18 protein-coding genes and 1 pseudogene are annotated in these 16,129 nt (G+C 45.8%); 6 read left to right on the top strand and 13 right to left on the bottom strand.

Annotated features, from left to right (window positions below; genetic code table 11):
- Positions 1 to 496: 496 nt before the first annotated feature.
- Both I2I04_RS18535 and I2I04_RS18530 read right to left on the bottom strand, forming a co-directional pair.
- Positions 497 to 790 (bottom strand): helix-turn-helix domain-containing protein, encoded by a 294-nt coding sequence (locus tag I2I04_RS18535; protein ID WP_008026526.1) that lies wholly within the window; start codon positions 788 to 790, stop codon positions 497 to 499.
- 10 nt (positions 791 to 800) lie between these two features.
- Positions 801 to 1,088, bottom strand: a complete 288-nt coding sequence (locus I2I04_RS18530; RefSeq protein WP_195655626.1) for a helix-turn-helix domain-containing protein — start codon at positions 1,086 to 1,088, stop codon at positions 801 to 803.
- 347 nt (positions 1,089 to 1,435) lie between these two features.
- Here I2I04_RS18530 and I2I04_RS18525 point away from each other — a divergent pair, with 347 nt between their 5' ends.
- Complete coding sequence (locus I2I04_RS18525) at positions 1,436 to 1,738, top strand: helix-turn-helix domain-containing protein (RefSeq protein ID WP_195655625.1); 303 nt, start codon at positions 1,436 to 1,438, stop codon at positions 1,736 to 1,738.
- A 335-nt stretch (positions 1,739 to 2,073) separates the two neighbouring features.
- Here I2I04_RS18525 and I2I04_RS18520 read toward each other — a convergent pair whose 3' ends face one another.
- The 9 genes from I2I04_RS18520 to I2I04_RS18480 all read right to left on the bottom strand — a co-directional run bounded on the left by I2I04_RS18520 (position 2,074) and on the right by I2I04_RS18480 (position 10,753).
- Complete coding sequence (locus I2I04_RS18520; RefSeq protein WP_195470613.1) at positions 2,074 to 2,871, bottom strand: PRTRC system ThiF family protein; 798 nt, start codon at positions 2,869 to 2,871, stop codon at positions 2,074 to 2,076.
- Positions 2,868 to 3,569: a prokaryotic E2 ligase family D protein gene (locus tag I2I04_RS18515; RefSeq protein ID WP_195655624.1), complete on the bottom strand. Its 702-nt coding sequence runs from the start codon at positions 3,567 to 3,569 to the stop codon at positions 2,868 to 2,870. The genes I2I04_RS18520 and I2I04_RS18515 overlap by 4 nt, the downstream gene beginning before the upstream one ends.
- Before the next feature lie 12 nt (positions 3,570 to 3,581).
- Positions 3,582 to 4,688, bottom strand: coding sequence for a hypothetical protein (locus tag I2I04_RS18510; RefSeq protein ID WP_195655623.1), 1,107 nt, complete (start codon positions 4,686 to 4,688; stop codon positions 3,582 to 3,584).
- A 44-nt stretch (positions 4,689 to 4,732) separates the two neighbouring features.
- Complete coding sequence (locus I2I04_RS18505) at positions 4,733 to 4,954, bottom strand: PRTRC system protein C (protein ID WP_004323222.1); 222 nt, start codon at positions 4,952 to 4,954, stop codon at positions 4,733 to 4,735.
- Positions 4,955 to 4,975: 21 nt separating this feature from the next.
- Complete coding sequence (locus I2I04_RS18500; RefSeq protein ID WP_195655622.1) at positions 4,976 to 6,058, bottom strand: PRTRC system protein E; 1,083 nt, start codon at positions 6,056 to 6,058, stop codon at positions 4,976 to 4,978.
- 18 nt (positions 6,059 to 6,076) lie between these two features.
- Entirely contained in the window at positions 6,077 to 6,286 is a 210-nt protein-coding gene (locus I2I04_RS18495) for a hypothetical protein (protein WP_195655621.1), read from the bottom strand.
- Positions 6,287 to 6,758: 472 nt separating this feature from the next.
- Entirely contained in the window at positions 6,759 to 8,519 is a 1,761-nt protein-coding gene (locus tag I2I04_RS18490; RefSeq protein WP_195655620.1) for a DNA topoisomerase, read from the bottom strand.
- A gap of 94 nt (positions 8,520 to 8,613) precedes the next feature.
- Positions 8,614 to 8,889 carry a DUF4099 domain-containing protein gene (locus tag I2I04_RS18485; RefSeq protein WP_195655619.1) on the bottom strand — a complete coding sequence of 92 codons (276 nt, stop codon included), beginning with the start codon at positions 8,887 to 8,889 and terminating at the stop codon, positions 8,614 to 8,616.
- A gap of 46 nt (positions 8,890 to 8,935) precedes the next feature.
- Positions 8,936 to 10,753 carry a DUF3945 domain-containing protein gene (locus tag I2I04_RS18480; protein ID WP_074911474.1) on the bottom strand — a complete coding sequence of 606 codons (1,818 nt, stop codon included), beginning with the start codon at positions 10,751 to 10,753 and terminating at the stop codon, positions 8,936 to 8,938.
- 1,704 nt (positions 10,754 to 12,457) lie between these two features.
- Between I2I04_RS18480 and I2I04_RS18475 the strand changes: the two genes are divergently transcribed.
- Complete coding sequence (locus tag I2I04_RS18475) at positions 12,458 to 12,730, top strand: hypothetical protein (RefSeq protein ID WP_195655618.1); 273 nt, start codon at positions 12,458 to 12,460, stop codon at positions 12,728 to 12,730.
- Positions 12,687 to 13,295 (top strand): hypothetical protein, encoded by a 609-nt coding sequence (locus tag I2I04_RS18470; protein WP_195655617.1) that lies wholly within the window; start codon positions 12,687 to 12,689, stop codon positions 13,293 to 13,295. The genes I2I04_RS18475 and I2I04_RS18470 overlap by 44 nt, the downstream gene beginning before the upstream one ends.
- A 354-nt stretch (positions 13,296 to 13,649) precedes the next feature.
- Here the strand turns inward: I2I04_RS18470 and I2I04_RS23430 are convergent, their stop codons facing one another.
- On the bottom strand, positions 13,650 to 13,784 hold the full coding sequence (locus I2I04_RS23430; RefSeq protein WP_255553103.1) for a hypothetical protein: 135 nt from the start codon (positions 13,782 to 13,784) through the stop codon (positions 13,650 to 13,652).
- Positions 13,785 to 13,859: 75 nt separating this feature from the next.
- On the opposite strand from I2I04_RS23430, the gene I2I04_RS23560 reads away from it, so the two are divergent.
- The 3 genes from I2I04_RS23560 (at position 13,860) to I2I04_RS23685 (ending at position 15,344) form a co-directional block, all read left to right on the top strand.
- Complete coding sequence (locus I2I04_RS23560) at positions 13,860 to 14,456, top strand: IS110 family transposase (RefSeq protein ID WP_317192950.1); 597 nt, start codon at positions 13,860 to 13,862, stop codon at positions 14,454 to 14,456.
- 8 nt (positions 14,457 to 14,464) lie between these two features.
- Positions 14,465 to 14,791 carry a transposase gene (locus I2I04_RS23555; protein WP_317192949.1) on the top strand — a complete coding sequence of 109 codons (327 nt, stop codon included), beginning with the start codon at positions 14,465 to 14,467 and terminating at the stop codon, positions 14,789 to 14,791.
- A 310-nt stretch (positions 14,792 to 15,101) separates the two neighbouring features.
- Positions 15,102 to 15,344: a transposase gene (locus I2I04_RS23685; RefSeq protein ID WP_195655631.1), complete on the top strand. Its 243-nt coding sequence runs from the start codon at positions 15,102 to 15,104 to the stop codon at positions 15,342 to 15,344.
- A 401-nt stretch (positions 15,345 to 15,745) separates the two neighbouring features.
- Here I2I04_RS23685 and I2I04_RS23550 read toward each other — a convergent pair.
- Positions 15,746 to 16,084: pseudogene (locus I2I04_RS23550) on the bottom strand (hypothetical protein); the annotation flags it as partial.
- Positions 16,085 to 16,129: the final 45 nt, after the last annotated feature.

Below are 16,129 nucleotides of genomic sequence, written 5' to 3'. Positions count from 1 at the left end.
TATACCATTCTTTATTTTTAGATTATGCAAACTAACAGGGTAGATTTAACATACCCACAGGGTTTTCGGACTGACCCCGTATAGTTTGCTTCAATCCCACTAATTTTGCCTATTCTTGGAAAAGAAAAATCCCCGAACTTCTTTGAAATTCAGGGATTTACATCGTTTTGCTTTCTTAAAAAGTGGTGCCACCAGGAATCGAACATTTAAAGTTCTTTGTACTTAAAGTCCTGATAAACAGCACTAAATCTTATATCGTTAAAATCAAAACCATTGAATTAGCCATATTCCTAATTTCAATTATTTCAATCTTTATCGCTGTCATTTTTTTGACGTTGCAAAGATATGGAAAAGGTTCGATTCCTCCAAATAGTATTGGGATAAAATTACAGAAAACTTTATAATGTATCCATTTATACTGGAATGAACGGCATATATATGAAGAGAACGTCTTTAGGAAAATTCCCGAAGACGTTCTCTTCTATACTGTCGGCTTTTAAAAAGCTTCCAGCCTGTTTTCATCCAGCAGTTTTATAATATCCTTCTCTTTATAAAGTATTCTGCCTCCCAGCCGGTAATAAGGGATAAGCCCGGTTGTCCTGTGTTCAACCAGTGTCCGGCGTGTTATCTTCAGTAATTCGGACAGTTCAGTTTCGGTGATGTATCTGTCACCGTTCAGGACAGGCCTGTATCTGTCCGGTTCACTTTTTAAGAGTTCAGTGATGTGTCCAATATCCTGGAAGAACCGGATAATCTCCGGACTTTCCCTTGTCAGTAAGTCATGTGCCATATTTCTTTGCTTAATTGTTTCCTTTTTGTAACAGTCCTTCCATGTATGTGATGATGTCTTTTTTCCGATAATAGATTTTCCTGTCTATCCTGCTGTACGGGATTTTTCCCGTGCTGCGTAAAGTAAGCAACTTTCTTGGAGAGATATCCATCATGATACATGCTTCCTGATTGTCCATCCATTCCGTCAGTCTTTCCTCCTGCCGTATTCCTCTTCCTGTTCGGATATCCCGGATGATTGAGCTTAACGCCTGCTTCATTTCTTCAAATGTTGCGGCTTCGATACTGATCACTTCCATAAGCTTTTGATTTTTTGTCCGATGCAAAGGTATGCTGCCGGTAAGTTTGTCTCCAAGTCTCTGACTACAGGTGTCAGCAGATGTCGTCAGATTTCACGGATAGCTGGTCGAAGTGTAAATCATGTTTACAGTTTGTACCCAGACTTTACAACATCCGGGATTACATTTTACTGTGCTTTTGTAATTTTTTTATTTTATATATATCTGTGGACTAGGATGTTATATAAAATGATGAGCTTGTTTTTTGAATCCGGCATATAATTTTCATTATGGTGTAATATACTCTTGTAGTGCGCACAGGAAGAGTATCCAAGTAATCACCTTTTAAAAATAATGGAGGATATGCCATGATGTATATAGATAATGAGGTACTTGAGAAAATGATAATGACTATGGTGGAAGGTTTTAATCGCCTTGAAAAGAAACTTGACCGTATGAACCGCCTGAAAGACTGCCTGGACGGTGACACCTTGCTGGATAACTGTGACCTTGCGCAACTTCTGGGCGTGACGCAACGGACCATCGCCCGTTATCGTGAAAAGGGACTCATCCGTTACTATCAGACGGATGAGAATGGAAAGAACTTTTATCGCAGTTCGGAAATACAGGAATTTCTGCGACAGAGGGGAAAGAAAAAAACAGCTCAGTGATTTGTCAGGCAAGGGTCTGTGATATTCTTTGTATCTGAAGGAACTGGTATGAAAAATATCTATTTTTTGTAATTATGATTAACATAGAAAATGCTTTTCAAGATGAAATGTAACTTGGTTCGTATCCTGTTATGAGACTACTATTGTGGGAGTATTATAGGCTTATTTTCTGTTGTTACAAATGGAAACTGGTTAAAACAGGGAAGGGGGGCCGGATTAATGCGGATTAAATCCTGAATCCGGTTCCGGTTTTATACGGATTGGAAGAAAATTGCAGATGCTTCCCTTGCCGACAGCTGTAGCTTCGGCAAGGAAAACTGTCTGTTTCACATGGCCTATACCGGTATTGGATTAACCCGGAGTGTGTCCAGATTGATATATGCTCCCCGGTACAGGGTTCTTCCTTCCTTGAACATCTTCCATAGAATGTCACAGCCGACTTGTGCCAGTATGGAGTTGATGTACAGGTCCTGTCTTTCCAGTGCTTCCGCCAGTGAGCAGCTCGGTCCGGAGTCCTTCTCTTCTATTGTGAAATAGTTCACCTCCTCGGTGATGACATTCATTCCGGGTACCGGCATGAATTCTTTTGATGCCGGCTGCCGTATCTTGTTGCGGACAGTACCTATGAAGACTTGCCCGGTGGTTTGCGCATTCCCGAAATCCATCCAGTAATAAACCGCCCTTTCATTGTTTACGGAGGCCTCCCTGTATTTTTTCAGGAATCTCCACAGTTCCAGTCGTGAGCGGGTATTGTCCGTGCAGGTGATGATGATATTCGCCGGCTTTGTCCTGTCATCCCCGTTTTCCTGTGTTTTCCGTACGGGATAGCGGCAGTTTTCCGCCGTCCATGTTGTTCCGAAAAAACGGTTGACGCGTGTGACGGCCGCCGTCGCCTTGCATTGCCCCAGTTCCGTCTCACTGAAGAGCTGGCGTCCTATGTTGGCTTCTGTGATAATGTCGGGATCGAATACGGTGACGTGTAGTCCCGGATGTCCCAGTGCCTGCAACGCGACGTTCATGCGTGCCAGATTGGTTATGACCTGTGATCCCGTGCCCCCTGCACCCGCAACATGGATGGTGACGGGATGGTAGGGTTTCAGCAGGTAGCTGTCCGTGTAATGAATCTTTTTCATGTCAGTATGTCTTTAAGTTTCTTCCCGGATTGTTGTAACTCGCTGTAATCAAACGGATTGTTCCGCGCATGTTCCGTTACGGAAACCAGATTGCTGCGGGTCGGGTTTCTGTCACCTCCCAAATGTGAGAACTCGCTCATCCAGAAACGCTTTTCCCAGTATTCCTGAAATTCATGAAAATCCATGTCCTGCGGTTTCTTTAGCGATGAGTTGCCCAGGCAGACGTCCGCCCCGGTTACATTGAAGAACGGCGCCAGATACAGTTCTGTCCGCTCTTCGGGGATTGCTCCCTTGAAGGCGTGTATGTCCATGCATTCCCGTTCCACCACGTAGATGACGCCCGGTACGTTGAATGTCCCGTCTGTAATGTGCAGCCCGTCCTGGAAGTACATTTTTCTCTTCTGCGGCGGATTGTACCATATGTACCTTTCGCGTCCTTTTCTGGGGTCGCACAGGAGCATGTTTCCGGGGATGCGTCCGTGCGGGATTCCGCTCATGCTTTCCGTGTATGATTCCACCAGTGAGTTCATGAACTCATAGGTTACCGGAATGCCGGCTCCCATCCGTCCTTTCTCATTGACAGGCCTGAGCTCGAGATAACTTTGCGGGATTGAGTAACCTGCCGTTTCGCATTCATAGGCGACAAGTACCGCTCTGGGATGCATGATTTGCTGCATCTGTTTTGTCAGTTCATTCATTTTCCTGTTTTATTAGAAGTTGTTTGTAATGAGTTTTGTGAAGCGTGCGAGCCATTGGGAGAACCGCTCCGGAAAGTCATCCATGGAGAAAGGCTTTTCCGTGTCCGGCGTCAGGTGGAATGTCGTGACGGGTGTGATCGCATATGATTCCTGGTAGTCCGAGTTGAAATAGCTTTCCATTTCGTCGTTCATGGCGTCCTTTACCGACCAGGTGACCATTATCTGCGTCTTCAGTCCCACCGACCTGAAATCAGGTGCCTCCTCGTATGCCCAGTCGTAGGAGTATTGCATGATGCTCGGGCTGCCGTGTGAAATGTATGCCATACCTTCCGTGAGCAGTTCCAGCAATGCCCGCTCATAGTTCTTCTTTGTGTGGTATTTCCGTATTTCCCCCTCCAGATCCGCAAGAAATCCCTTTGGATTGTCCATTCTCTCCAGTATACGGTGCGCCTTCCCTTTTTCATACAGTCTGGCAAGTGCGGCCTTGCGTCTGATCTCTCCTGCCGTCGCCTCTTCGTCGTAGAGCCTGTAGTCTTCCAGATAATCGTGTGCCATTTCGTAGTAGCTGGTATCCGTGCTTTTGGGTATGCCATGGTGCCGGGCGAGCTGCTGGATAAATTCCAGTGCTATCCTTCCGAGTTTTTCCGGCAGTCTCTCCGTGAATTCCAGCGGTATCCAGAACAGTTTATATTCCGGCCACTCATGGAACCGGTAGAGGCAGAAGTACAGCCTTCCGTTCTCCTCTTCCAGATTGACATGCTCCGGGAGTATGGTGTCCATTGCCCGGTACAGTTTGATGATGTTCATCCTCGGTGATTTCCCGGTCGGGCGGAAAGGAAGCCTGAGGCCGACAAGCCCGCTGTATCTGAGTGCCGAACGGTACAGGAAATCAAAATTCTCCCTTGTCGTAAGGTTGATTTTTTCTCCCGTGCGGCTCTCCATATAGTAATCGGGGGTAACGGGGAGAATCCTCCCCGTTAGAAAATCATTACGGTTCCTGCCGGCGGCAGCCTTCTTTTCTTTCTGCTGCCGGTTCCCCGGCTGATGTCTGTGCATCCGGCCTCGCTGATAATAAGTCGTGCCAGGTCTTCCGTTTGTAGTTCCGATAACTGTCTGCATGCTGTCTCCTTCTTTTTCTTAGGGTTTGTTTTCTTTACCATGGCTTATCCTTTCGTTCCTATGGTGGTTTTGAACCGGTATACCGCACGGTCCTCTTCGAGTTCCGGCCCGTGCAGGGTTGCCGTGGTCAGTTCCGGATAGTTCATGGAATAGAAGTCCGTTACTTCGGAAAGGGACATTCTGCTGTCCGGGTCTTCCAGTGTCAGGGTGTCATTTCCTTTTTTCAGGATGAATACTCTTTTGAGTCCTTTGATATCAAGTGCCATATTATTTAAAGTTTTAATGGTTTAACAACATATAAGCTCCGCCTGTGTCTCGTCCTTCATGCGGCATTCCTGCGGGAAGTCTATGTATTCCGCATACGGGTCTTCACGCAACAGTTCCTTGTCACTTTCATCGTCCTTGTCAAAAGTGAGTGCTTCTGCGGCCGGTTGTGGCGGTGATTGGTATTCCCTGCCCGTATTTTCCCGGGTTGTCTGTATGACGGTTGCTTGCGGCCGCTGGGGGACGGGTTGCGGCTGTTGCCATGGTTGTGCCTGGGGGTACTGTCCGCCGGGCTGGCGGAAGTATGTTTGGGGCTGTTCCTCTATTTGTTGCGGACTGCCGTTTGCGGGATTCCGGCAGTATCCTTCGTACATTGGCTGTGGTTGCGGTGTTCCCGGATAATATTGTGGTACAGGCTGCGGCTGTACTATCTGCGGCCGGGGCACCGGTTGTTGTACCGGTTGCGGGATTGCCTGCTGTACAGGCTGTTGTGGCGGTTGTGACGTGAACATCCGCATTTGTCCGTCAGGCCGGTTTCCGTTCGCCGTACCGTTTGCGGGCGGCTGTTGTGGAAGCGGTTGTGTGTCCGTTTCAGGAAACAGGCAGCCCTGTGACGACTCCTTCTGCACTTCCTGTATCCTTGCCTCTATCTGTTTCTGCCTGTCCGTATCTGCGAGTACCTTGGCCTGCCTGAAGCAGGTTGTCGCTTCCGAGTATCTTCCTGCCGTGAACGCCTCCTCCGCACGTTTGAGGAGTTTTTCCATCTTTTCCTGTTTTTCACGTGCCTCTTTTGTCTTCTTGTCGTTGGCGGTTCCGGTCGCCTTGCCTTGTGTTGCTGCGAGCCGTGCCTGCTGTTCGAAGGTTTCAAGGTTGGTGAGGATTCCCTGCGCTTTCTGCAGCGGTGTGGTGATGATTTGCAGGAATTGTCCGTCCAGTTCCATGGGGGTGCCGTTGAGTATGAGCGGCACGATGAGCTGTCCGGCTTCATCCTTGAGTGTTGTACGCCTGGGCATTACCGCTACGGACAGTTTTCCGTCCGTTCTCCTGATGTTGATGTTCAGGTCTGTGCCTGCCGACATCATCTGATAAATTGATTGGAAAAACATAATGGTTGTTTTTTATTGTTATACATAGGTTTCCTTGAGATATGTCTTCAGAATTTCGTCTCTGTCCGGTCGCTTCGTGATGTCAAGCAGTGGCTTGAGATAATACCCGATGTTTCTGGGCTCATCGACCGTATTGGGAAATCTTCTCTTTGCAGGTCTGATGTTGCGCGTTGTCGGCCACAGTGCGGGTGCGACCGGTACTGACGGGGTGAATTTTTTTGTTTCCATTTCATTTGTTGTTTAAGGGTTTATAATATCATTCCGATAAGGATCAGAATGGCGAGAATTGTCGCCAGGAACGGGAGGAGCCTTAGCAAGATACGGATTATGCCTTTGCGGCATAGCAGGATTATTGCTGCGGCTGCCAGTAGTGTGACCGCCGGCTTGCAGATGCTTGCGATGGATTTCTGTTTCATGTCCTTGTTGTTTTTATGAGTGTATGATTATCCCTTCGGGATCTGTTTTCCCGATTTTACAGGCCTTCGTCTCCCGGATTACCCTTTTGTGTCAAGGCTTGGCGAAAGAAAATACCGGAGCGCAGCGAGGATGATTTTCTTTCAGCCGACCGGCCCGCAGGGCTGCCTTGACACGAATACGGGGTAATCCGGTACCTTTGCCGCCTAAAAGCGGCATAACAGATGTCTGACAAATAAAAAATGCAGACTTTTCAGCCTGCATTTCCCGTTCCTATATATAGCTTCTATCTTTCACATTTCCGGAAGATATCTTCCGTTACCTCTCTTGAGAGTTTGAGTACCCCCTTCATGAATTCTTCCTGTGTAAGCTTTCCCCTTTCCATTCGTGCCAGTTGCGCCTCCCAGCCCGAAGTCAGTGCGGCTCCCGCTATTTTCATGTTCCGTACCGTCTCATATATGTAAAGTCCCTTTCGTGTGGGGATGATGTATTTGCCTGAATAACGTACATATTTGCGGTCAATCAGGGTCTGCAGGATTCCTGTACGCGTGGCCGCCGTTCCCAGTCCGGCAGTGTCCATGTAGGTGATCAGTTCCGCGTCGGTATATGCGGATATGGGCAGGTCCTTCCTGTGTATCAGGCTGCATCCGGTAACAGCGGCCGTCTCCCCGTTTTCGAGTTGTGGGATGGGGGAGAAGCCGTATTCCCTTCCTGCAATGACACTTTCCCTTTCGAATATGCCGAACCATCCCTTTTCAATGATGCGGCATGCATGACACCGGAAATTTCGTGCGGCACATACGGCATCCACAGTGGTGTATTCCGCCCTGCATGCGGGCATGAAGGCTTCCAGCATCCGTCCGATGATCATCATGTAAAGCTGCATCTCCTCCCGGTTTAATCCTTCCGGATATGTATCGGTAATGATGATGGCGTGGTGTTCCGCCGCCTGTCCTTCGTCGACAACCTTGTCCGGCAGGTCGAATATGTTGATCCCCATGCTTCTGACATACGGTCGGAATTCCTTCCTGTTCAGGATCTTTTCCATGATACGGGGCAATTTGTCGTAAACGTCCCGTGGAAGGAAACGTCCGGCAGTTCGCGGATAGGAAATCAGTTTCTTCTCATAAAGTCTCTGTGCGATTTCAAGTGATTTTCCGGCAGTCATTCCGTAATAGTTGTTGGCGTCTTTCTGGAGTTCGGTCAGGTTGTAGAGGGCTGGAGGCTCTATCTCCCTGACCTGCCTGCTGACAGCGGTGACGCGTGCATGTCCGGCCAGTTTGCAGTCGCTGTAAAGTTGTGCGGCCGCCTCCCGGTCTGTGAATTCTTCCGTACAGCGCATTTTGAGCAGGGTGTTACTTTTGCACAGGCTGATAAAAATCGGAAAGGTGTCCGTGGCAATGTGGTTCTCGCGTTCACGGTAACGGCTGCTTATGGCTGCCAGTACGGGCGTCTGCACCCGTCCCAGTGAGTTGTTTCCCGTTCCGGTCGCTTGGCAAAGGGCATAGCTGGCGTTGAGTCCCAGTACCCAGTCCGCCTTGTTGCGGCTGTCCGCTGCCAGAAACATGCGGTCATACAGGCTGCCGGGCCTGAGGTTGCCCATTCCCTCCAGCACGGCTTCGTCCGTAAGTGACGAGATCCATAGACGACGGTAGGGTTTCCTGCATTCCAAATACTGGTAAAGGTATCTGAACACCATTTCTCCCTCCCGGGAGGCGTCGGTGGCCGCAATAATGCTCTCGCAGGCGGCGAATACTTTCTCGATCACTTTCAGCTGGAGGACTGCGTTGATGTCCGGTATCCATCCCGTATCGGTCTTGATGTGTTTTACCATCAGTCTGAAGGGGGCGGGATTTATCGGGAAGTCCCCGCGTTCCGGGCGGTCCATCCCGTAATCCTTCGGCATGGCCAGCGAAAGCATATTGCCGAAGGTCCATGTCACTATGTACCCGTTCCCGCTCATGTATCCATCCTCTCTGGTATGTGCTCCCAGAATTCTTGCTATCTCTTTTCCCACATTGGGCTTGTCTGTCAATATCGCAATCATAATCTTCTTCCATTTGATGTTCCCCGTACCTTCGCAATAAAACCGGTACGGGGAAATTGTGTATACTTTTTATTCTGTCTGTACGGGTCAGGGATTATCCGCCGGCTTCGTTTTCCGCTTCGGGACTGATCCCGTTGATTTCCATTACCGGTTTTCCGTCCGTTCCCACCATGATCCTGAGGGTGGCGTCCATTGTTATGCTGAGTGCGGGAGTGCGGATTTTCAATGGGACGGTTTCCGTTTCCTCCCCTTGCAGGAGCAGTTCCATGTCCCCGCTTTTTTCCAGCTCTTCTTTGTGGATACCGATGGTCTCCAGTTCTTTCCAGTCAATGTCTTCCTTGCTGAATATCCGGTTGTCATTCTGATTCATGTCTTTTTCTCTGATGAATGGTTAATGATTCTTTTTTGTATTCTTCTTATACGGCCTGTCTGCTTCCTTTCTTCTGTTCCTGCTGCCGGTTTTGCGTGTCGTCCGCCTGTGCGGCGCGCCGGGCCGTATTGCGGCGTATATCGGGATTTTCCTGAAAGTATTGCAGCTGTCCGGAATTTGCGTTCACTTTCAGGTAGGAACTGAATGTCTTGTTGTTGGCGCTTTTCAGGTCCGATACGAGTATGGCTTTTCCGTCCTGCAGGTTGGCCCGTTCCTGTGCCGTGAATACATGTCCGTATACTTCCGCCGGAACGACCGGCACCTGGCGCTCGCTGAAACCGTCCGGTGTACGCGAGTATTGCGGCCTGCCCGTATTCATGTCCAGTTTGACGAAGGAGGAGAACTCTTCCCCCTTGCGGTTGATCATGTTTTCAAGGAAGACGGGTTGCCCCTTGCGTAGTGCCTCCTTGTCCTCGGGAGTCAGTAGCACGTTGCAGATTTCCTTCGGGATGTATATTTCCCCGTTCTCCGGATTATGGCGTGTATATTGCGGTCGGCCGGTTACCTTGTCCAGCGTGACGAAAGAGGAGAACATCGCTCCGTCGGTGCGTTTCATGTCCTCTACAAGGATGGTATGTCCTTCGCTGAGCATTTTGATCTGGTTGGGTGAAAGCTGTACGCCTCCCAGACTCTGCTGGTTGAACCCCTTGCTTTCCGGATAGATGAATTCCAGCCCCCTGCGTTCCGCACTGTATTGGAGTGTGGCGTCGAACGGCTTTCCGTTTTTTGAGGTCATTCCGTCCACATATACCGGTTGTCCTTCCTTCAGCGCGTTTATTTCATCCGCTGTCAGCCTGATGCCTTTCACTTCACTTGGTATGTACACGTTTTCCTGCCGTACGGCAACCAGCTCGTTGGTATTCTTGTCAATGGAGATGAGACAGGGTGTATAGGATCCCCCGTTCAGGTTCAGTTCCGCTACCCGTCCCATGTTTCCCGTCTCACGGAGGTTCTTCTTGTCCTCTTCCGTGAAGATGTGCCCGAAATAGGGTCTTTCCAACTCCGGTTCCTTGCGGATGCCGTGGATACCCAGACCGATTTGCCCGTCCGGCATGGTGATGAATGAGAGGCGTGCGTCCAGTTTGACCCTGGCACCTGTCAGCGTCAGTGTCAGGGGAACCAGTTTGTTGGTTTTGTATCCTTTCAGCATGGAATCCAGCAGTCCCTGCTGTTCGAGGGAAGTTTTGGAGACTCCCATCTTTTCCAGTGCGTCCCAGTTTACCATATTCTCGTCATAACGGTAGCGTGGTGCCTGCTGTTCCTGTGGTTGTCCTGTTGAAACTGTCGGTTGTGGTGCCTGCTGTGGTACCTGTTCCTGCGGGTTTTGTTTTTGTTTCTTTGCCATCGTTTCTGTTTCTTTTTCGTTTTTACTCTGTTCCTTGTTTTCTCTCGGCCGGATTTCGTAGCGTTTGAGGAACTCTTTTACTGCGTCCGTTTCCTTACCTTGTGACAAATCCCTGATTGCCTGCCTGTTCTGCTTGTAATCATGGATGGTCATTCGTATGAGCCTGAAATGTGTCGGTTCCTTGAGCTGGCTCCAGAAGTTCCTGATGAAGTTTTCGAGGATACTGGAGTTTTTCTCGAATTTCAGAAAGGAGTTTTCGTTCTTTTCTTCTGCAGGAACCGTCCTGACCTTTCCTTCCCCGTCAATTTCGCTGACGGCTTGCACACCGGCTTTGGGGTCCTCCTTGTTGTGGACAAACAGTAGTTCGTTGATTTGTTCCACATAGGGCTTTTCTTTGGCGGATTTCTGCGTTTTGCGCGTCCGCTTCGGTTTTTCTTTCACTTCTTTTTCTTGTGCCATGATCCATCATTTTGAGATTAATGTTTTCGTCTGACAGCTCAAAAATAGTGGCTGAAATTGAATAAAATGCTGATTCTCAAAACGGTGACATCACGTGTCGTTAGATGTCAGCAGATGTCAATCAAAGGGAAAGGATGATGGTGGAAAAAGGGAATAAGGAAGAAAAGAAATACACAGGCCGGTTAATAAGGTGAGAGAAATTTATGTAGAACAGAGGGAGCTGGAGTCCCTGTCTTTATTGGGGACAGTTTTTCTTTAATTATGAATTTACTTTGGGAACTGTGTAGTTAGTTTGTGTAATATTGTAGAGATGTTGGTAAAAAGAAAGGGAATGGTGGAAATGTGATCTATGCGTCACGTCGGTCGCAGTTAGTCCCTATAATCCTTCCATTAAATCAAAAACGTGGTCGGAGCGTTTTTTTCAAAGGAATTTTCTCCGACGAAGTCGCGAAGAAAACTTCTTTGAAAAACGTAAGCCAGAACGTGGAGATAAGACGTTTTTGGTTTATCTTTGTTATAGGGAATAATTGTGCTTATAATATTTGATTTGAGAGAGATTGTAGCAACAATGATATTACTAGGCATTAAATGCTAGACAAAATAGATAAAATAAAAATGTGTATATGTTTATGTGTTAGTTGTCTTGTGAAGGCTAGGTGAAAACTTGAAAGCTATTTGAATGTAATATGCCTTAAACATTGTGTTAAAATGCTTGAGGATAGTATGCTAGAAATAGTGTTCTGCAAAACGAAAACGTTTTGCTTGATATAGAATGCAGTAATTTTTTTTATTTGCATTTTGGGGATTATTGGGAATGGCAATAATTTTTAGTGTGGGTTTTCACTTTGCGTTGGCTTAAGCAAATAGGAAGTTTGTTGATAGGAAATGATTAATATTCTAAAACTATGAAAGGAATGAAAATCGTTTAATGAACAATTTGTTCCAAACAGAACTATTTTCATTCATATAAACGCAGATTGATCTGACGATATGGAGAGGTATAGAGCTAATGAAAGAATTTTGTAAACAGTAAAAAATGATGTATGATTTGTAAACTAATGATGGGTTTTAATTTGAAAAAAATAGTCTCAAGTAGGACAGTGATTTTCAATAATAAATTATGTTAAAAAATATAATGTAGTCATTTAACAATTGATATTTTACAATAATTTTATTATGTCTCTGTCTGAAATAAAAATGTTTTTGGTATAAAACTAGGTGATTGATTTTATCTTTTTGAAAATCAAAAAGTAAGGACTAAATCAAAAAGTAGGAGGTAATATATTGGTAGCAAAAGTCCTGCTGTATATTGCGTTTCTCTACATAATTTCAAATATCTCTATCACCAAAATAGTCAATATATTTGAGTGCAACAAATCAATTGAAAACTTTTATTGAGGATCGGCGTTATTTGTTGGTTCTTTTTTTATAGTAAATCTGAAAGCATACCGATACATTTTAGCTCCGATAACCCTGCCTCGTTTTATTAGGAAAAACAAAAAACAAGAAATAATAAACACTGATAGTAAGTGTATTACAGATAAAAATAGGGCTGACGGATATTAGAGAGCGCTGAAAAGGTCCTCCTGTATCTCTTCTACTTAAAAAATGACGGTATAAATCCAAGATAATACGGTACAACCGTCCGTGATAACCTATTGAAGCCGGCCTGTATTATTTTAACTTTGCCGTGAAATTTGAATTATGGATAAAGTTGAACTTTACAGACTGATTTTCACGTCTTTCATGCAGCTATGTGCTGAAGGCAAGCAGCCTGGTTCGTTTCGTGCATATTGCAACGAATATGGTGTTGATCAATATCAAAAGCCTCAAGTGCTGAAAGGGGAATTTCAAAATGTAAAAACACCTCCCGGCTACAGGGCCTACAGTTGCAAAGGACTTCATGGTGTGGGTAAACTATGTGCCAAGATTTATGAGGATTTCAAGCGTCTGTGGGCTACAGGAATATACTTCTGAAATTGTTTTAAATTTTAATGTCCTTCGTTCAAGTCTGACAGATGAGTTATTGGAAAAATGCGCAAAGGAAAGTGGTTTTAAAAGGAGAAAATCCCGAATCACCCCCAGCATATTTATTGATATGTTGCTGTACTGCGCTTCATTGAATACAGGGAAATACTCATTGTCTCAAACGGGTGCTTACTCGTTTGAGACTTTTGGAGTTTATGTTTCGAAGCAATCGATAGATGAGCGGTTCAATGCATCGGCCCAATCTTTTGTAAAGTCAATCTTGTCGCATTTAGTTGCTAATTACATATCTATTCCTCTGGGAAAATCCTATTTGTCACATTTTGAGAGAGTAAGAATAAAAGACTCCACTAAATTCATATTGCCTGATTTTCTGAAAGCGTACTATCGGGGAACAGGTGGCAACGTCAATATTTCCAAAGCCGGCATAAGTATCCATGAGTATGATATTAAAAGTTCATCTATCGTAGAGTTGGTTTTGACCGATGGCAATCGTAATGATATAACAGATGCCAAAGAAAGTTTTGATTGCATTGGAGCCGAGCCGGTGATTTGATTATTCGAGATCTGGGGTATTGTAGTCTTACTGTACTTGAAGGGATAAAGCAAAGAAAAGCTTTTTTATTTATCGTTTAATGCTTTCCTTGTCTGTCTTTGACTTTCATGGAGAAGATATTAATTTCAAAAGAATATATGAGAAGGTATTCTATCCCTTACTTGGAAATGATTGTATATATCGGAAATAAGGAAAGGATAATGATATCAGTCTTGCTTCAGAAAAGGCTTACAACCAACGTATGAATAAACAGAAAAAGGCTAATCAGAGGAGAAAGGACAATATCAGTGAGAACTCCAAGTTGCTCTTCAAACTTAATTTGTTCATTGTATATTTCTTAAATTTGTACGATTATTAACGAGTTGTTAAATTTGTAATCAACACAAGAGCCACCACAAGCACGGAATAAGGCAGATTGTTCATTCGTCCGTCGAGACAGGAAGAAATGTTGTGTCCCCGTGCTTTTACATCCGAGACCGGATAGTTCATTTGGGCAGTTTCCTGACCCCGCATTTTGCAATGGAGGTCTGAGATGTAACGGTGATTCTTATAAATTGCGAGATTATGAGATACATCGGAATCGACATCAGCAAAGCTATGTTCACCGTCGCCTATTCTCCCGACAGGTGGAGTGCCGTCAGTGATTTCCGCAACACGACCGCGGATATCCGCAAATTCATCCGCACACTTTCGGCGGAGTGCCACTGCGTCATGGAGGCCACAGGGCCCTACAGCACATTGCTTCTCTATCTGCTTTCCAAAGCCGGAATAACGGTCAGCATGGAAAATCCATTGAAGATAAAGAACTTCGCCAAGGCCATGCTCACGGTGACCAAGACAGACCGTGCAGACGCGAGGCTCATAGCCCTTTACGGAGAGCGGATGCAGCCGGAGCTGTACAAAATCCCCTCGGAGGCTCTTATGCTCCCCAAACAGAAGCGCACCGTCCTGCGACAGTGCAAGAAACAACTCGTCGCCACAAAGAACCTCGCTCACTCGCTTGATGTTCTGCCGGTTGTCGACAAGTCTGCCAAGGGAGCCGTGTCGTCCGTAATCACCTCTCTGGAGAAGCAGATCTCCAATCTTGAAAAGGAATTGGCAGATGTTACGGAAAAGGAGTTCAACCATCAGCTCAAACTGCCACCTCAGTCAAAGGCATAGGAATCACTTTGACCACGGCACTGATTGCCGCCACGGCCGGTTTTTCCAACTTTGACAATTCCAAACAGCTTTCCCGGTATCTTAGACTTGCGTCTACTTACGAGCAGTCGGGCACATCGGTCAACTACTGCGGTCACATCAACCGTAACGGTGATTCCTCCTTGCGCGGGCTTCTCTACGTTGCCGCATGGCCCGCAAGCAGGTATAACGCGGCATGTAAAGAGACATACACGCGACTTCGCGAGCGAGGCAAACCAGGGGCTCGCTATGGTCGCCGTTGCCAACAAACTTCTCAGACAGGCTTTCTCCGTCGTCAAAAGCGGTATGCCCTATGAGGATGGATTCGTCAGCCAAAAAACAATCGGGAACTGACAGGATATGATATAGTCCGGTACTTTTTATTAACTTTGCCTCTTGGAGAGCCGAAGAGGAAACAGGCTCTGCTGAGGAGCAACCTGCCAGCAATACGCTCTCCGCGCCACACTGGACAAACAATGGAGCGAGCGGGGCAGCCTTTGCTGAAACTCCGCCTTTTGCTTGTTTAGGAGGCGCCTCATGGATAAAAAAAACTTTACCACGACTTCCGTCAACAAGTACGGCAAATGTTAATAGTATGTTAAAGTCTCTCGCCATTCAATATAGTTCATTACTAATGTACCATCTTATATTCTTTCTGCCAAGGATATACAAGATTTGTATCATATCAGATGGCAGATAGAATTAATCTTTAAGCAATGGAAATCGACTTATGGAATTCATCGAATATCAACGATGAAGGTGTACAGATTCCTATGTATGTTTTATGCAAAACTAATATTGATACTTACTTGTTTGGCATTGGCTAATTTACTTAATGCGTACTATCACAAAGAAATAAAAAGCTTTTAAGTATACATAAATGTATGAAAACATTATGGAATAACTTTGGAATCTTACCTATAGTCATTAAAAAAGAAGAAAAAGAGGCTTATAAGAATTTTAGAAAACTTATTGATAAGGTGTCGGCAAACCATTGCCTTGAAAGGAAAAACAAAAAGTTATCCTATATTGATTTGTTCATCCGTTTCACAGAATTGTAGAATTGATTAACTTTGGTGTTAAAAGGCGAAATGCCCAAAGTATAGTCATTTGCCACTTCGCCTTAATCGAAAAAACTCAATAGTTCTTTGTCATGTTAAAAGATACGAAATTAAACTCTATTCCCGAAAGAAATGGGGTAAAAAAAGCTCCAAACGGAATGCTTTTAACATTATTTTGGTTCAAGTAAGCTTAGTCTGACGGTTATGGACGATACCCTCACTATGTTCCTCCATATGGAGTTCCAGCAGCCGGATGATAGAACCGGAGATGCTGCTGCAACCACCGCCCCTGACCAAGCATGGCGATCCGGCGGTGCAGTCTCCGTCAATGTATGCGGTCTTCCACTCTGCGACCTTGGGAGCAGGAATCTGAAACTTTCTTTGGTAGTCTTCCGGGTCTGTCACTTTCCTTGCCCGGCCCTGCCTTTCATGGTCCGGTACTTCCACCGGTGGTTCCGGGGGGACGGGAACTGATAGAAGACTCCTCGTGAGTCCGATCCCTCTGGTGTTCGGATTTATATTAAATTCGTTAGTAAATCGATGAATTATAAAAATAAATATAAAACAAATCTTTGGTCTTGTTAAAAAAATCTT

Source organism: Bacteroides sp. 1001136B_160425_E2, from assembly GCF_015559655.1.
GTDB classification, from domain to species: Bacteria; Bacteroidota; Bacteroidia; order Bacteroidales; family Bacteroidaceae; genus Bacteroides; species Bacteroides luhongzhouii.
This window is presented reverse-complemented; position numbering and strand designations above follow the sequence as displayed.

What these genes read in the sequence shown, in the direction of transcription:
- I2I04_RS18500 (WP_195655622.1), bottom strand. Translation starts at nt 6,058, where the DNA reads ATGTTTTTCCAATCAATTTATCAGATGATGTCGGCAGGCACAGACCTG.
- I2I04_RS18525 (WP_195655625.1), top strand. Translation starts at nt 1,436, where the DNA reads ATGATGTATATAGATAATGAGGTACTTGAGAAAATGATAATGACTATG.
- I2I04_RS18475 (WP_195655618.1), top strand. Translation starts at nt 12,458, where the DNA reads ATGGATAAAGTTGAACTTTACAGACTGATTTTCACGTCTTTCATGCAG.
- I2I04_RS18490 (WP_195655620.1), bottom strand. Translation starts at nt 8,519, where the DNA reads ATGATTGCGATATTGACAGACAAGCCCAATGTGGGAAAAGAGATAGCA.
- I2I04_RS18485 (WP_195655619.1), bottom strand. Translation starts at nt 8,889, where the DNA reads ATGAATCAGAATGACAACCGGATATTCAGCAAGGAAGACATTGACTGG.
- I2I04_RS18535 (WP_008026526.1), bottom strand. Translation starts at nt 790, where the DNA reads ATGGCACATGACTTACTGACAAGGGAAAGTCCGGAGATTATCCGGTTC.
- I2I04_RS18505 (WP_004323222.1), bottom strand. Translation starts at nt 4,954, where the DNA reads ATGGCACTTGATATCAAAGGACTCAAAAGAGTATTCATCCTGAAAAAA.
- I2I04_RS18530 (WP_195655626.1), bottom strand. Translation starts at nt 1,088, where the DNA reads ATGGAAGTGATCAGTATCGAAGCCGCAACATTTGAAGAAATGAAGCAG.
- I2I04_RS23560 (WP_317192950.1), top strand. Translation starts at nt 13,860, where the DNA reads ATGAGATACATCGGAATCGACATCAGCAAAGCTATGTTCACCGTCGCC.
- I2I04_RS18480 (WP_074911474.1), bottom strand. Translation starts at nt 10,753, where the DNA reads ATGGCACAAGAAAAAGAAGTGAAAGAAAAACCGAAGCGGACGCGCAAA.
- I2I04_RS18515 (WP_195655624.1), bottom strand. Translation starts at nt 3,569, where the DNA reads ATGAATGAACTGACAAAACAGATGCAGCAAATCATGCATCCCAGAGCG.
- I2I04_RS18520 (WP_195470613.1), bottom strand. Translation starts at nt 2,871, where the DNA reads ATGAAAAAGATTCATTACACGGACAGCTACCTGCTGAAACCCTACCAT.
- I2I04_RS23430 (WP_255553103.1), bottom strand. Translation starts at nt 13,784, where the DNA reads ATGAACTATCCGGTCTCGGATGTAAAAGCACGGGGACACAACATTTCT.
- I2I04_RS18510 (WP_195655623.1), bottom strand. Translation starts at nt 4,688, where the DNA reads ATGCAGACAGTTATCGGAACTACAAACGGAAGACCTGGCACGACTTAT.
- I2I04_RS18470 (WP_195655617.1), top strand. Translation starts at nt 12,687, where the DNA reads ATGAGGATTTCAAGCGTCTGTGGGCTACAGGAATATACTTCTGAAATT.
- I2I04_RS18495 (WP_195655621.1), bottom strand. Translation starts at nt 6,286, where the DNA reads ATGGAAACAAAAAAATTCACCCCGTCAGTACCGGTCGCACCCGCACTG.